General features: G+C 62.6%; 15 protein-coding genes. 6 read left to right on the top strand and 9 right to left on the bottom strand.

What is annotated here, in order from left to right; genetic code table 11:
* Positions 1 to 28: 28 nt before the first annotated feature.
* The 3 genes from AC1RT2_RS06810 to AC1RT2_RS06800 all read left to right on the top strand — a co-directional run bounded on the left by AC1RT2_RS06810 (position 29) and on the right by AC1RT2_RS06800 (position 1,312).
* A complete protein-coding gene (locus tag AC1RT2_RS06810) occupies positions 29 to 631 on the top strand; it encodes a superoxide dismutase (protein WP_493100564.1) in 603 nt (200 codons plus the stop codon).
* 118 nt (positions 632 to 749) lie between these two features.
* On the top strand, positions 750 to 1,007 hold the full coding sequence (locus AC1RT2_RS06805) for a CopG family ribbon-helix-helix protein (protein ID WP_069061468.1): 258 nt from the start codon (positions 750 to 752) through the stop codon (positions 1,005 to 1,007).
* On the top strand, positions 1,004 to 1,312 hold the full coding sequence (locus tag AC1RT2_RS06800) for a type II toxin-antitoxin system RelE/ParE family toxin (RefSeq protein WP_069059454.1): 309 nt from the start codon (positions 1,004 to 1,006) through the stop codon (positions 1,310 to 1,312). The genes AC1RT2_RS06805 and AC1RT2_RS06800 overlap by 4 nt, the downstream gene beginning before the upstream one ends.
* On the opposite strand, the gene AC1RT2_RS06795 is transcribed toward AC1RT2_RS06800, so the two are convergent.
* Positions 1,309 to 2,010: a helix-turn-helix transcriptional regulator gene (locus AC1RT2_RS06795; RefSeq protein WP_493100561.1), complete on the bottom strand. Its 702-nt coding sequence runs from the start codon at positions 2,008 to 2,010 to the stop codon at positions 1,309 to 1,311. The genes AC1RT2_RS06800 and AC1RT2_RS06795 overlap by 4 nt on opposite strands.
* A gap of 121 nt (positions 2,011 to 2,131) precedes the next feature.
* Between AC1RT2_RS06795 and AC1RT2_RS06790 the strand changes: the two genes are divergently transcribed.
* Positions 2,132 to 2,767 carry a LysE family translocator gene (locus tag AC1RT2_RS06790; protein ID WP_493100559.1) on the top strand — a complete coding sequence of 212 codons (636 nt, stop codon included), beginning with the start codon at positions 2,132 to 2,134 and terminating at the stop codon, positions 2,765 to 2,767.
* Here the strand turns inward: AC1RT2_RS06790 and AC1RT2_RS06785 are convergent.
* Positions 2,736 to 3,908, bottom strand: coding sequence for a glycosyltransferase family 87 protein (locus tag AC1RT2_RS06785; RefSeq protein WP_493100557.1), 1,173 nt, complete (start codon positions 3,906 to 3,908; stop codon positions 2,736 to 2,738). The genes AC1RT2_RS06790 and AC1RT2_RS06785 overlap by 32 nt on opposite strands.
* 189 nt (positions 3,909 to 4,097) lie before the next feature.
* Here AC1RT2_RS06785 and AC1RT2_RS06780 point away from each other — a divergent pair, with 189 nt between their 5' ends.
* Together AC1RT2_RS06780 and AC1RT2_RS06775 are read left to right on the top strand one after the other, a co-directional pair.
* Complete coding sequence (locus AC1RT2_RS06780; RefSeq protein WP_069059450.1) at positions 4,098 to 4,541, top strand: c-type cytochrome; 444 nt, start codon at positions 4,098 to 4,100, stop codon at positions 4,539 to 4,541.
* Between the two features lie 116 nt (positions 4,542 to 4,657).
* Positions 4,658 to 5,566: a c-type cytochrome gene (locus AC1RT2_RS06775; protein WP_493100555.1), complete on the top strand. Its 909-nt coding sequence runs from the start codon at positions 4,658 to 4,660 to the stop codon at positions 5,564 to 5,566.
* A gap of 14 nt (positions 5,567 to 5,580) precedes the next feature.
* Here AC1RT2_RS06775 and AC1RT2_RS06770 read toward each other — a convergent pair whose 3' ends face one another.
* From AC1RT2_RS06770 to AC1RT2_RS06740, 7 genes are all read right to left on the bottom strand, one after another.
* Positions 5,581 to 6,927, bottom strand: a complete 1,347-nt coding sequence (locus AC1RT2_RS06770; protein ID WP_493100553.1) for a DUF1214 domain-containing protein — start codon at positions 6,925 to 6,927, stop codon at positions 5,581 to 5,583.
* Positions 6,928 to 6,970: 43 nt separating this feature from the next.
* Complete coding sequence (locus AC1RT2_RS06765) at positions 6,971 to 8,431, bottom strand: DUF1254 domain-containing protein (protein ID WP_493100551.1); 1,461 nt, start codon at positions 8,429 to 8,431, stop codon at positions 6,971 to 6,973.
* 309 nt (positions 8,432 to 8,740) lie between these two features.
* Positions 8,741 to 9,325 carry a DJ-1/PfpI family protein gene (locus AC1RT2_RS06760; RefSeq protein WP_493100549.1) on the bottom strand — a complete coding sequence of 195 codons (585 nt, stop codon included), beginning with the start codon at positions 9,323 to 9,325 and terminating at the stop codon, positions 8,741 to 8,743.
* Positions 9,326 to 9,351: 26 nt separating this feature from the next.
* Positions 9,352 to 9,852 carry a GNAT family N-acetyltransferase gene (locus tag AC1RT2_RS06755; RefSeq protein WP_069059447.1) on the bottom strand — a complete coding sequence of 167 codons (501 nt, stop codon included), beginning with the start codon at positions 9,850 to 9,852 and terminating at the stop codon, positions 9,352 to 9,354.
* Positions 9,853 to 10,068: 216 nt separating this feature from the next.
* On the bottom strand, positions 10,069 to 10,518 hold the full coding sequence (locus AC1RT2_RS06750) for a hypothetical protein (RefSeq protein WP_493100547.1): 450 nt from the start codon (positions 10,516 to 10,518) through the stop codon (positions 10,069 to 10,071).
* A gap of 71 nt (positions 10,519 to 10,589) precedes the next feature.
* A complete protein-coding gene (locus AC1RT2_RS06745; RefSeq protein WP_493100545.1) occupies positions 10,590 to 12,266 on the bottom strand; it encodes an ABC transporter ATP-binding protein in 1,677 nt (558 codons plus the stop codon).
* A gap of 171 nt (positions 12,267 to 12,437) precedes the next feature.
* Positions 12,438 to 14,771 (bottom strand): glucose/quinate/shikimate family membrane-bound PQQ-dependent dehydrogenase, encoded by a 2,334-nt coding sequence (locus AC1RT2_RS06740; protein WP_493100540.1) that lies wholly within the window; start codon positions 14,769 to 14,771, stop codon positions 12,438 to 12,440.
* Between the last annotated feature and the right edge of the window lie 70 nt (positions 14,772 to 14,841).

Below are 14,841 nucleotides of genomic sequence, written 5' to 3'. Positions count from 1 at the left end.
TGCGCCTAAACAATGAGGAGACATCACGATGGCTTTCGAACTTCCGCCGCTTCCCTATGATTACGATGCGCTTTCGCCCTTCATGTCGCGCGAAACGCTCGAATATCACCACGACAAGCACCACAAGGCCTATGTCGACAACGGCAACAAGCTGGCGGAAGAAGCCGGCCTGGCGGATCTGTCGCTCGAAGAGATCGTCAAGAAGTCCTACGGCACCAACCAGGGCCTCTTCAACAATGCCGGCCAGCACTACAACCACGTCCATTTCTGGAAGTGGCTGAAGAAGGACGGCGGCGGCAAGAGCCTGCCGGGCGTCCTGCAGAAGGCGATCGATTCCGATCTCGGCGGCTACGACAAGTTCAAGGCGGACTTCATCGCTGCCGGCACCACGCAGTTCGGCTCCGGCTGGGCCTGGCTCTCCGTCAAGGACGGCAAGCTCGCCATCTCGAAGACCCCGAACGGCGAAAACCCGCTGGTACACGGCGCAGAGCCCATCCTCGGCGTCGACGTGTGGGAACACTCCTACTACATCGACTACCGCAATGCCCGCCCGAAGTACCTCGAAACCTTCGTCGACAGCCTGATCAACTGGGACTACGTCCTGGAGCGCTACGAAGCCGCTACGAAGTAAGCTTTTTTGCTTGCTTGAGTTTGCGAAACCCCGGTCGGCAACGGCCGGGGTTTTCGTTGTCCTGTGCAAGGCCGATGGAATGTGTTAGTTTGTACACAACGCAGCACAGGTGATGGATATGAGCAGCACGACGATGACCATCCGTGTCAGCGCGGATCTCAAGGAAAAGCTCGACAGGCTCGCGGTGGATACGCGGCGCAGCCGCTCGTTCCTCGCAGCCGAAGCCGTTTCAGCCTACGTTGCCAAGGAACTTGCGATCGTCGAGGGCATAAACGAGGGGCTGGAGGACATTCGCAACGGGCGAACGGTTTCGCACGGCGATGCCATGTCGGACCTGTCCTCCATCATAGACGTGGCTGAACGCGCTCGGTCATGAAACGACCCGTCCGGTGGTCCCGCGCCGCCCTTGAGGACCTGAAACAACAGATACGCCATATCGCCCGCGACAATCCCGCCGCCGCGCGCTCGGTCGCCGAGCGGATTGATGCCCTGGTTGTTGCGCTCGGGAACCGCCCAATCGGGCGGCCGGGTCGGGTTGGGGGAACCTACGAGAAGTCGGTGGTTGGACTTCCCTACATTATCGCCTACTGCATCGAGACGGTCGAAGGGAACGAGACATTGTTCATTCTCCGGGTCCTTCACACGGCGCGCGATTGGCCGCCTGACGAGTGGCCGGGCTAGAGGCGTGCTGCTTGCGCGTTCTCCGCCCAGCCTGAAATCCACATCTGCCGCAACCGATCCCCTTCGCCGTGGAAATGCGCCCCCGCCGCCTCGCAGGCTGCCACCCGGTCGGCGCGGAAATTGCGGATCGCCTGGCGCAGTTCGCACCAGCCGACGATGTTGGCCGTCTCCGAATAGTAGATGAGGGCGATCGGGCGGATCGCGCGCTCGGTGGCGCGGCCATATTCGTCACGGTAGTCGATGAGAAGCTTTTCCTCGTCGCGGATGGCGCGGCGCACCGTTGCGAGATCGATGCCCTCCGGCTGGCGTGGTGTGGTGCCCCACGCGTGCAGCGCGCGGGCGGAGAGCGTCTGGCGCAACGGCGGCGGCACCGCGCCGGCGATCTTGTCGCCGACCCTCCGAGCGGCGGCCTGCAATTCGGTGTCGCCGGTGCGCTCCAGAAGCGCGAGCGCAAGAACGATGGCCTCGGTCTCCTCGATGGAAAACATCAGCGGCGGCAGGTCGAAACCGGGACGCAGGATATAGCCGATGCCGCGCTCGCCCTCGACCGGCACGCGCATCGCCTGCAGGGCTCCGATATCGCGGTAGATCGAACGCACCGTCACCTCTAGCCGCTCGGCAATCTCCGCCGCCGTGATCGGGTTGCGGGCGAGCCGCAGAATCTGGATGATCTCGAACAGCCGGGAGGCCTTGCGCATCGGTTTTCTCCATTACAACTGACACAGCCCTGTCAGTTGACCTTCGCTATACCACGTCTCAAGCGCTTGAAACAAAAGGTGGCATAAGGCTGCGGCGCAAGGAAAGACACGGGCAACTGACATGACCTACAGCGAAAACCTCTGGCTCTTCTTCCTGCTCGTCTCGGGGATCATCATCGTGCCGGGTATGGACATGGTCTTCGTGTTGGCGAGTTCGCTCTCCGGCGGGCGCAAGGCCGGGCTCTCGGCGACGTTCGGCATCATGGCCGGCGGGCTGATCCACACGCTCTATGCAGCACTTGGCGTCGGCATGCTGCTGCATTTCGCGCCCAAACTCTTCAATGGACTGCTGGTTCTCGGCGCCGTCTATGTCGCCTATATCGGCTGGCAGCTTTTCCGCTCGTCGATCGTCGTCGACGCCGTCGATAGCCTCGACCGGCGCGGGCTTGTCACCCGGTTCCGCCAGGGCGCGCTGACGAGCCTGATGAACCCCAAGGCCTATCTTTTCATGCTCGCCGTCTTCCCGCAGTTCCTGCGCCCGGAATTCGGCCCGCTCTGGCGCCAGACGATCGTCATGCTGCTGATGATCTGGGTAACCCAGCTCGCCGTCTATGGCGGACTGGCGCTCGCGGCCGCCCGCAGCCGCGACGCCTTGATCGGCAACCCCGCCGCCACCCGCTTCATTGGCCGCGCCGCCGGCGTGCTCCTGGTGGCGATCGCCGTGGTTACGGTGTGGAAGGGGTGGGGGAGCGTGTAAGACGCGGCAAGGCGCCCTCCTGGTGGAGAAGTACAAGCCATGCCAGCAGAATGACGAGCGGCGCGATCGGCCAACCGACAATGCCCAGTATGGGCATCAGCAGCGGTATGGAAACAAGAACGATCAGCCCGATGCGTTGCGCTGGTGAAAACCGGCTGTGATCAACCCACAGCACGGCCGCGACAGCAAGCGCGACGATGTCGTAGCTGAGAAGGTAGGGCACGACGAGCGGCGTCGCGAAGACGGTACTCGCAGCGCGCGCCGGGCCGCCGGCAAGGCGCGGGAGGCTGAAGCCATAGAGCGCCAGCACCGCCAGGGCGAACGGAACATGGAAGGCGAATGCCATCGTCGCATCGCCGCCGAGGCTGCGGACGGATCCGAACACCGTGGGCATCATATACAGGAACAGCCCCTCGAACTGCCGCATGATGACGGTCTGATAGGGAACGACATGGGCGATGTAGCCGGCCCATGCCTCCACCCCGTAGACCAGGGCCGACACCAGGACCAGCACGGCCGTGGTGAGGCAGGCGCTGATGATGACCCGCCACTGGCGTTCATACAGAAGCAGAAAGGGAAGGAGCACGCCGAGCTGCGGCTTCACGGTCAATAGCCCCAGGCAGATGCCGGCGATGACCGGGCGTTTGTCGCGCAGGGCAAGCCCTGCCAGCATGAACGCGCCGAGCAGGAAGCCGTTCTGTGCGGTGATGGCGTTCGTCAGAACCGCCGGCAGCAACAGCACAAGTTGCCACCATCCGGGCCGCCGGCAGGCGATATGCACCGCGCCACACAGGATGAGGGCCGTCCCGAACAGGAACACGAGATATGCGACCTTGTAGGGGAGAAGTCCGAGCGGCTGCATGAGAAGCAGGTAATGCGGCGGATAGCTCCAGGAATGCCAAGGATAATCCGCCCCGAAGAATGCTTGCATATGCGCGAAATAGGTCTCGTGCGGCGCGAAGACCTCAAGCACGCGTCCTTCGAATGCGAGCCGGGGAGCAACCCAGTAGTTGGCAAAATCCTTGTTGGTCCAGTCCATGGTCAACTGGCCGGGCTGGAGGCCGACGATTGTTATCCAGGCAGCGCCGGCAAGAGCGGCGGCAATCGCGATGCACCACAGAGGATCGACGGCTTTTTGCATGCGGGGCAGGCTCTCCGGGGCGGCGATCCCCGGAAGGTGTCACGGCGGAGTAAAGGAACGCTTGACGCTCGGCCTGCGCAAACCATCAAAAAGAATTTACTGTCTGGAATCGTTCAAAATGCAATCATGGCCCCGCATCGTAAACCGGCGGCGCGGCGAAGACCGGCCGCCAGCAATCGGGAGAACTCGATGAAGTTCAGGATTTTGGCGGCCGCAGTCGCGCTTGCGGCCATTGGCGCAGGCGCTGTCGTTGCGGCGGATGAGCCGCAGGTTGTCCGTCAGGACATGATGAAGAAGGTCGGTGGCGCCATGGGTGCGCTTGCCGGCATCGCCAAGGGTGAAAAGCCCTACGATGCGGAGATCGTCAAGGCATCGCTGACGACGATGAGTGAAGTCGCAAAGGCTTTCCCGGACCAGTTTCCGGCCGGCTCCGAGACGGGCCATGAAACCGAGGCGAGCCCAAAAATCTGGGAAGCGATGGACGACTTCAAGGCGAAGGCTGCCAAGTTCGGCACCGATGCGGATACCGTGCTTGCCGGCCTTCCGGCAGACCAGGCGGCCGTCGGTGCCGCACTCGGCGTGATCGGTCCCAACTGCGCAGGCTGTCATGAGGTCTACCGCGTCAAGAAGTAAGCGGTAGGCCGGCTCCACTCGAAGAAACGCCATCGTCCCGGCCCAGCCTGCCGGGGCGATGGTTTTACGTCAGTATGCCGCTGGAACACGATCGCGGCTGGCGAGAGGGAACGTTCATGGCACTCAAGAAACTCCTCGGCGGCCTCGTCGTGCTGGGCGCGATCGGCGCAGGCGCCTTTCTCTTCATCACCGCACCGGAACGACTGCCGGCGGAGGTCTGGGCGTCGGCGGGCGAGCCGGACCTAGCCAATGGCGAGCGCATTTTCTACGCGGGCGGCTGTATCAGCTGTCATGCCGCGCCGGGCGCGCCGGACGACCAGAAGCTGGTGCTCGCCGGCGGCCTTGCCCTGAAGAGCCCGTTCGGCACCTTCCACGCCCCGAACATTTCGCCCGACGAGACGGCCGGCATCGGCGCCTGGACGCTGGCGGAGTTCGGCGATGCGATGAAGCGCGGCACCGGCCGCAATGGCGAACATCTCTACCCGTCTTTCCCCTATGCCTCTTATGCGCGCATGACGGTGAAGGACGTGGGCGATCTCTATGCCTATCTGAAGACGCTGCCGAAAAGCACGAATGTCGCGCCGGAGCATGACCTGCCGTTCCCGTTCAACATCCGCCTGGCGCTCGGCGGCTGGAAGTTCCTGTATCTCAACGACGCTCCGCGCGTGGAACTGGCGAACGCCGACGACCAAGTGAAACGCGGCCAGTATCTCGTCGAAGGACCGGGGCACTGCGGCGAGTGCCACACGCCGCGCGACATGCTTGGCGGCCTGAAGACGGATCAATGGCTGGCGGGCGGACCAAACCCCGAAGGTGAGGGCCGCGTCCCCAACATCACCCCGGCCGAAGGCGGCTTCGGCAGCTGGAGCGCCGGCGACATCGTCAGCTACCTCGAAACCGGCTTCACCCCCGACTTCGACAGCGTCGGCGGCGCCATGGTGTCGGTGCAGAAGAACATGGCACGCCTGCCCAAGGAAGACCGCGAGGCGATCGCGGCGTATCTGAAGGCAGTGCCGGCGCGATGAATTGATTGGGCCGACTATTCAGCTTTCGTGACAGGTGCGGGTTGCCACTCGCCTTTTTTGACAATGTCCTTCGGGACATATGTTCTAAACGTCAAGGAGAACGGCTTTCCCTCCGGAGACGGAAGCCAGTTGGTTTCTGGCACACCCTCGACGGATTTCGGTCCTATACCGATCTTCAATGAACCGTCGGCTTCTAGCTTGAGGCCAGAATAGGTATTGAAGTTGTACCGCTTGAGATCGTTGGGGACGACGCGATAGTCCGGCACTCCGACCAGGATCACCGACCAGTAAGAATCCACGGCGTTCTGAGGCAATTTGTCAGCCGGGAAATGGATGACATAGCTCTTCGAGCCTTCTAAGGGCTGCTCGGAAGCATCGCGTGTGGCCACGAAATACATGACCTCGTCGCCTGTGTTGCCCCAAATCCCCGCATAATCCACCGTGGTCCGCAGCCAGTAGTTTTTCCCGTAATTACCAGTCTGCGCTCCACCAACCCAATGATTGCGGTAAGGCGCACTCTTCGTAAAGGCGAACTCCTGGAATTCCGGCACAACCTTCTTCAGGACGTTATCGATTTCCGATCGGGCTTCCTTGCCCGTTGCCATATACTCGGCCACGGCTCTGACCTTGCCCTGCATTTCAGCGGCATTGGGAGCGACATCGAGGGCACTCGACAGCACGGCAGAAACGTCATCAAAGATTTCGGCGCCGAGCAGGTTCTTGTTATCGAAGGCGGCCATGGGCGCGGGCTTGGCAATACTTGGTTCACCAATCACCGAAGCCTTGAAGGCCTTCTGCAATTTAACGGCTCCGTCAGGGTCACCCTTGAGTTCGACTCGCGCCAGCATTTTTGCCTTGCTGGAATGGAGATAGATCGGCGTTGCATCATTCGGAACCTTCACCTGAGCCCCAGGCTTCAGAAGTGCGAACTTTCCGAAAGGTTTCGATGGAAAGGATCGCTCGTTGATGTTGACGATTACTTCGCCCCACTCGTCGAGAATTTGCGCGGTGTAGTAGCGGTCCTTTATCTCTGGGACTTCAAGGATCACGGCTGACTGGTCGTCGACGGCAAACCACGCCTCAAGATAGGCGACATCAAAGTTGGGATTTACAAAGTCTGCGCTGCCAAGCGGATTGTACTTGATATGATTGTACGCAATCCCCTTCTCTTTCAGATCGTTGGTTTCCTGGCGAATGACCAGGGCGCGGCCGAGAAGGTACACGTAGGCTTCTTTGATCGTACGGTCATCGGGCTTGGTAGCGGTGGCGGCGAAGGTCACAAGCGGGCCAACAAGCAAAGCGATCGTCATCACTGCAACTGTTGCGAGCCGGCGGGTAGGACTAGACGTTCTGGCAAACATTCCAGGTTCCTTTCGCGTCAAATGCATGGGGCTGTTTCAGCGGCTATTTCACGCGCTCGACCTTTGGCGGAATCCAGCTACCATCCAGCACAGCCTGCTTCGGCCAATAGGTTCTGATGTAGAGAGAGAACTCATCCTCGGGCGCTGGTACCCAGTTGGCTTCCAAGTCCTTGCCGGGTGAAGCATGTTGAAAGTGCAGGGTCAGCGAGCCGTCGGTATTGTACTTGAGCGACTTGCTCTTCGTTCCCAGCGAAAAGCGGTTGAGACTGTTGGGTTCGAACAGATGTTCCTTGTTGTAGAGGGTCAGTGACCAGAACCCGTCGACGGGGGGAAGTTCGCCCTTGGCGAAAGTCACGGTGTAGGACTGCTTGCCGTTCAGCCGCTTTTGGTCTGCGTCGAAGTCCGTGTAGATGTAGCGAGTTTCCTCGGGGGCGTTGTCGTACATGTTCGAGCGAGCAGTTGCTGCCCGCGAAAGGTAGTCATAGCCCCACCTCGCCCCATTTGACGGCGAATTCCAGCCGTTGCCGAGTGGGATGCCATTGTTGCGGAAGTCGAATAACGGCTTGATCAGCTCGTTTTCCGCTTCGACCGCGATATCGTCGAGCATCTTCCTGATTGCGGGGTCTTTTGCGGCCGCATCGGTCAACGACTGGAACGAGGCGTACAGCGCCTCTTCGCCGGGGAGAGGCGGGACCTCCTTCATGACAATTGGCAACTCGTCAAAGAACTTTTCCGGAATGACCCATTTCGTCTCGCCGACGCTTTTACCGGCGGGAGATGGGAAGCTTTTGAACTTGGTCCAATCACGGGTTTTCATTTTACCGTCGAACTCAGTGAGCGGATAGACCATCATCTGGCTAATCAAGGGCTGCACGGCCTTCTTGTCGTCCGGGGTATCGTCCTGGAAGACGCGGGGCAGGATGATCGTCAGATCGGTTGGGGATCGGATGACGGCGTTCACTCCTGCGGGCACTTCACCCTTCCAGTCGGGCCCTACAATCAGGTAAAGGCCGGGTTTCGTACCGTATTGCTTGCCGATCTGCGCGAAGGTGTTCGTGCGCGCATCCACGATCTGGTAGGTGTAAAATCTGTCACCAAAGTCTGGAACCTGGACAATCACGGGCTGTTTGCTGACGCGTTGATAGCCCGCTCCGTACACGGTGTCCTGATTGGGGCATGTGACGAAGTGTTCGCCGGAATCGATATAGTCCGTCAGCATCGATATGTAGCCCGTCGGAGCGGCAGGGATGATACCTTCGATGCGGCCGGGCTCCGGCAGTTTGGAAACGGCAATCGAGCGATTGAGATTGTTGACGAGCGGCCAACCCCAGAGGTAGGCCATTCGGCCCATCGTGCGAACATATTCCTTGGTCATGATCGTGCCGGACGGCGTCCCATTGATTTCGGACGCGGCCTCGGGCTGGCGTACTTGCTGCGCAAAGCTTCCTGTCGGAAAAGTTGCGATGAGAAGTGATGTTGCAAATGCACTAACTATTTTTCGCATTCCAACCTCCATCTGCTTTTATATGCTGCCGCAACCAAGCTCGGCGTGAGCCAACGCGAATGGTGGAGGCGCGGTCGCTGATGAAAAGATGAACCGTTGTTGCGAAGTTGTTATCGAGGACTCTTCCCGACGAGCATCAGCAAGCGCACTCCCGCACGCCAACCATGTCGGTAGCAAGTACGTAACGGTAACATAGGCGTAAATCGGCTTTTGCAGCCGTTGGCCGATGGCCGCTTGTGGCGCTAAGCCAACCATTTTTTCTAAGGATGGATACGCCCAACTACGCCAGATCCGCCGTTTGCCCGGTCGTCAGCCACCCACCTTGCGGTGCTCGTCACCATACATGCCGAGATAGTCGGAAAGCTCCGCTGAACCCAGCCCGATCGCATCCAGGATTTCCCATGCAAACGACACCGGTGCCGCACCTGACGCGGTGATGACGCCCTGGTCGCTGACGGCCTGCGGCTGGTTGCGGTAGAGTTCGGCCCCGCGGTAGGTGGGTACGACGTCCTTGAGCTGGCTGGCATAGTTGCCGGTATGGGCGCGGGTATCGAGCAGGCCGAGGCGGCCGAGTGCGAGCGTGGCGTCGCAGATGCCGGCGACCGGTTTGCCGGCCGCGATGAAACGCCCGACCGGAGCCGAAAGGTCGGGCACGTCATCGGATTGCCAGATCGTGCCGCCGCAGAGCACCAGCACGTCGTAATCGGCGGGGGCGGCATCCTCTGCCTTGCCGGCGGACCTGATGGAGACGCCGCCAAGCGAGGTGACGTCCTGGCCAGCCGGGGTCAGGATGACGGTTTGCGCGCCGCATTCGTGGCGCGCGGTCGCCATCAGCAGCCCACATTCCCAGTCGGCATAACCCTCGGTCAGCACGATGGCCAGTCGCTTCGCCATGTCGGTGTCCTCCTTGATTCGGCGTGTCAGCCCAGGGCGTGAACGTAGCGCATGCCCGTGACGGGACCAGCCCGGAAGTTCATCTGTTCGTAGAAGCGGTGGGCGCCGAAATTGCCGGTGGCTGCGCTGACCGACAGGTAGCCGCAGCCGGCGATGCGGGCGTGTTCACGGGCGCGCGAAACGAGGTGGCGGCCTATGCCGTGGGCGCGGTGGTCGGCGCGCACGAACAGGTGGTGCAGGTCCATGCCGCGCAGGCCTTCCGTTGCCCGATAGGTCGGCACGAGCAGGGCGTAGCCGATCAGCCGGCCGTTCGCTTCGGCAACGAGTGCGGTGATCCAGGGATTGGCGCCGAACAGGTCGCGGTCGAGATCGACGGCGGCGATTTTTGCGATGTCGCCGTGGCATTCGGCCAGCAGTGTGATCATGTCGAGGATCTGCTGCAGGTCGCCCGGGCGCGCGGCGCGAATGGTCAGCATCGGCGGGCGTTCGAGAGCGGGCGGTTCAAGCTTGATGACGGTAGTGTGCATTTCGGGCTCCTTGGGTTTTCTGCCATCAGGTGCCCTAAAACAACAAAGCCGCCTGATGGCGGCTTGTTGACATGATCAAACAGCCGCTCCTATCGGAACAGCCAAAAATACGTTGCGGCGATGTGCGTGCTCTTGATCATGGTCGCGATATTCTCGAAATCGCGACGTTTGTCAATCGGATTTCTATCCGAAGGGAAGGGATGAAAGCGAAGGCGGTTACGCCTCCGCCTCCGTCGTGCCGGCGACAGGTTGCCCTTCCGCCGTGCCTGCCTGCTGTGTCTGGTCGACGCCGAGCTGTTCCTTGATGGCGCGGCGGATCTCTTCCTCGATGGCCGAACGCTCTTCCGGCGGCATCGCGGCGAGGCTTTCCTCGGTCAGCCCCATGCCGTCGAGCAGCTCCTTGCGCAGGCGCTCGACCGGCGTCATCTTGGAAAGCTCCATGAATTCGGCGAGCAGGCTGTCGCTTTCGTCCTGCGCCTTGTCGAGCTTCGCGCTGGTCATCCACAGCGCATTGGCAAGGCCGGACGGCATTCCGCTCGTCGGCGCGACGGTCGGGATGTTGCGGGCGCTCGAACCGCCGCCGCCACTGCTGTAGAGGCTCTCGTCGCTGGTCGTGCGCGGCTTGCCGAGCGTGTAGTTGGGAAGCATGCTGCCATCGATCTTCATGAAAAAGGCTCCCTCAAAATGACTTTGAGGGAACCTTTAGGATATGCAGCTTTTGCGAGACTTGCGGCAGCCTATGCGTCGCTTTCGACGCGGCCGGACCCGAGGCGAACGACGTGATCGGCGGGCGCGATGACGCTTGTGCGATGGGTGACGGCAAGGATCGTCACGTCGCCGGCAAGGCCGCGGATATGCTGCATGATCTCCGCCTCGGTGGCTTCGTCCAGCGCCGAACTGGCCTCGTCGAGGAAGAGGAACTGCGGATCGGCATAAAGCGCGCGGGCAATCGCGATGCGCTGCCGTTCCCCGCCGGAAAGCTTCATGCCGCGTTCGCCCACCTTCGTCTCGAACCCCTCCGGCAGCCCGTCGATGAAGGGACGGATCGCGGCCTTCTCGGCGGCCCGCCGCAGCCGTTCGGGGTCCATCGCGCGGCCGAGCGCGATGTTGACGGCGAGCGTGTCGTTAAGCAGCACCGCCTCCTGCGGCACGATGCCGACGGCGCCGTACCAGTCCCGCTGCGAGACGGTGTCGAGATCGACGCCGTCCACGCTGATCCGGCCGGAAGCGGGGGTGATCGATTTCAGCGCCAGCCGCAGCAGCGTCGATTTGCCGGAACCGGTTTCGCCGACGAGATAGGTGATGCACCCGCGCGCGGCAGCAAGGCTCACATCGTTCACACCGCGGCCGTTTTCATGGACATAGGAGACGCCCTCGAAGGCAAGCCGGCCCGCCGCAGGGGCGAACCCGCCGGTGGTCGTGCCATCCGCTTCCTCGGGAGCGGCCCAGATGCGGGCGAGCGGCAGCAGCGAGGCGCGGGCGCGCACCACGTCGTCCAGCGCATGGCCGATCATTTCGAAGGGCTGGTTCAGTTGCAGGAGCAGGGTGTTGAACAGCACGACGTCGCCGACGCTGAGGTCGCCGGCCCGGTAGCGCGGCAGGATCAGCAGGAAGGTGACGGCGAACTGAAAGGCGAGCCCCGCGCCGAGCACCGAGGAATAGCCGATGCGGCGGCGGCAGAAGGCGGCCCAGTTATCGCGCTCTTCGCCCGCCTTTTCGGCAAACCGCGCCTGCATCCAGCCATGGCTGCCGAAATGGCGCAGCGTCTCCATGGCGGTCATGGCGTTGCCGACGAATTTGGCGTTCTCCTGGCCGGCGGCGATCGCGGCGTCGAGAAAGCGGCGCGTACGGTGGTTGGCGATAGCCGTCAGCGCGATGAAGCCGCAGCCATAGGCGAGCACGATCAGCACGATCTCGAGATTGATCGTCGCGCCCAGCATGCCGAGCGCCAGCGCGATCTGTGTGGTGCCCGGAATGAAGACGATGAGTGCAAGCTGCACGAGCGTCATCATCGCGCCCTGTCCACGCTGGCCGGCGCTTTCGATTTCGGCCGGGTTGTGCTCGACGAAGAAGGCGGCGCGCTTCTTCAGCAGCCGCGCAAACAGGCTGGTGCCGGCAATGAAGCTGAGGTTCTCCGCGCTCATGTAGGAGAGGTACTGCACCATGTACTGAAGTGCTGCGGCCGCGCCGATGAGGAGAGCATAGACGACGAAGCCAAGCGCCAGCGTCTCGGCGAAGCGGTCGGCGGTCAGCTGGTCGATGAGGCGTGAGAACAGGTAGGGTGCTGCGACCGACGCAATCGCGGACAGGAACACGATCGCGGCCACCAGCGCCAGCAGGCCACGCGAGGCGCGCCAGTAGTCGGCAAGAATATGCTTCACCGGCGCGGCGATCAGCCGCCAGTCGTCCTTCATGGCGAATCTCCCGGGGAGGATCTGGAGAGGGGCATAATGGGAGGGGCATGCCGGCGAGGCAAGCCGTGAACCCGGCCAATGTCGAGCGAGCCTTATGAGATCTAGGGGACGTGGCGCAGAAAAAGCCGGCACGGGATATTGCCCGCGCCGGCTTCTCGCCCTGTGGCGCCCTTACGGCAGCGTATAGGCGATGACGTAGTCGCCGGGCTTGGTGCCGACGGAGCCGTGGCCGCCGGCGACGATCAGTACGTATTGCTTGTCGCCAGCCGTGTAGGTCATCGGCGTTGCCTGTCCACCGGCGGGCAGGCGGCCTTCCCAGAGCTGGCGGCCGCTCGTCACGTCATAGGCGCGGATGTAGTTGTCCACCGCCGCACCGAGGAAGGCGACGCCGCCCTTGGTGATGATCGGCCCGCCGATGCCGGGCACGCCGACCTTGAAGGGCAACGGCAGCGGCGTCATGTCCATGACCGTGCCGTTCTTGTGCTTGTAGGCGATCTTGCCGGTCGCAAGATCTGCACCCGCGACATAGCCCCATGGCGGCGCCTGGCAGGGAATGCCGAGCGGCCCGAGGAAGGGACCCATGAAGACGCCGTAGGGTGCGCCGTCATTGCGGTTGAGGCCCTGTTCGGAGCCCTTCTCGTCCTGCCCCTTCGGCGGGATCTGGTCACGCGGCACGAGGCGGGAGGTGAAGGCGAGGTAGGTCGGCATGCCGAACATCAACTGCCGTTCGGGATCGACCGCGACCGAGCCCCAGTTGAACGTGCCGAAATTGCCCGGATAGACGATCGTGCCTTGCAGCGACGGCGGCGTATAGCGGCCCTCGTACTTCATCGACAGGAAGTCGATGCGGCACGCCAGCTGGTCGAACATGGTGACGCCCCACATGTCCTTTTCCGTCAGTGGCGGAGGCGAGAAGGTGAGATCGGATATCGGCTGCGTCGGGGCGGTGAAGTCTTCCGGGATCGCCCCGGTCGGTGCCGGTATCTCCTTGACCGGAATGATCGGCTCGCCGGTGCGCCGGTCGAGCACGTAGATGTCGCCCTGCTTGGTCGGGCCGACAAGCGCGGGAATGGTGGCGCCGTCCTTCGTGATGTCGATCAGCGCCGGCTGGGCCGGCACGTCCATGTCCCACAGGTCATGGTGCACGGTCTGGCGCACCCAGCGCACGGCACCGGTCTTGATGTCGAGTGCGGCGATGGACGACGAGTATTTTTCGACATGCTCGCTGCGGCCCATGCCGAGCTGGTCCGGCACCTGGTTGCCAAGCGGCACATAGACGAGGCCGAGCGCGTCGTCATAGCTGAACACCGACCAGGAGTTCGGCGAGTTGACCGTATAGACCTGGCCTTCCGGCAGCGGCGTGGTGACGTCAGGATTGCCGGAATCCCAGTTCCACAGGAGGGCACCGGAATTGACGTCGAAGGCGCGGATGACGCCCGACTGTTCCTTCGTCGAGTAGTTGTCGTTGACCGCCCCGCCGATAATGATCTTGCCGTCGGTGATGACGGGCGGCGAGGTGGAATAGTAGTAGCCCGCCGGGTTGTACGGCATGCCCTTTTCGAGGTGCAGCACGCCGTTGTCCGCGAAGGTCGTGCAGACGTCGCCGGTTGCCGCGTCTAACGCGATCAGGCGGGCGTCGGATGTCGGCAGGTAGACGCGCGTGGCGCAGGTCGTGCCTGATGTCGCGGCCGGATCGGCATAATAGGTCACGCCGCGGCAGGTCTGGTGCTGGCGATCCGGGTTCATGCCGGAGTTGGAATCGTATTTCCACTTCTCCTTGCCGGTCGCCGCATCGAGCGCGATCGCCCAATTGTGCGGCGTGCACATGTAGAGCGTGTCGGCAATCTTCAGCGGCGTCACCTGGTAGGTGGTCTCGCCCACATCATCGGGCAGCTTCACGTCGCCGGTCTGGTACTGCCAGGCGACCTTCAGCGTCGACACGTTGTCCGTGTTGATCTGGTCGAGCGGCGAGTAGCGCTGGCCGTATTGCGTGCGGCCATACTGGTGCCATTCGCCGGCGGGCACGTTGCCGCCGAGAGCCGGTGTCGCGTTGACGATGTCGGTCGGCAGCGTGCCGGCCACGTCATGCGGATCCTGCGTCAGCGAATAGCCGGCGACACCGATGGCAACAACGACGGCGATGGCGAGCGGCAGCGCCGACGCCGGATAGGGCGTGCCGGTCGGGCTCGCAAAACCGAGCGGACGGCGGATCGCCGGCAGCATCAGCCACAGGCCCAGCAGCACGATGATGCCGCCGCGCGGTCCGAGCTGCCACCAGTCGAAACCGACCTCGTAGACCGCCCAGCCGAGCGAGCCGAGAATGATGAGGGCATAGAGCCAGATCGCCGCTGCAGAGCGGCGCAACAGCAGGATGGCCGTGACGAGGAAGGCAAGGCCCGTGACGAGATAATAGGGGCTGCCGCCGAGCGACAGCAGCCAGCCGCCTCCGCCCGTCAGCACCAATCCGATGATGGCGATGAGGGCGGCGGTAAGGGATAACAACATGATGGTCTCCGTTTGCGATGCCGGCCCGATGGGAGGAGAGGGGCCGGCATGACGTCCGGCTCAAGGAGGG

It is taken from the genome of Shinella sp. GW821-FHT11G07 (assembly GCF_058808115.1).
The sequence above is the reverse complement of the archived record's forward strand: the minus strand, read 5'-3'. Positions and strand labels throughout refer to the sequence as shown.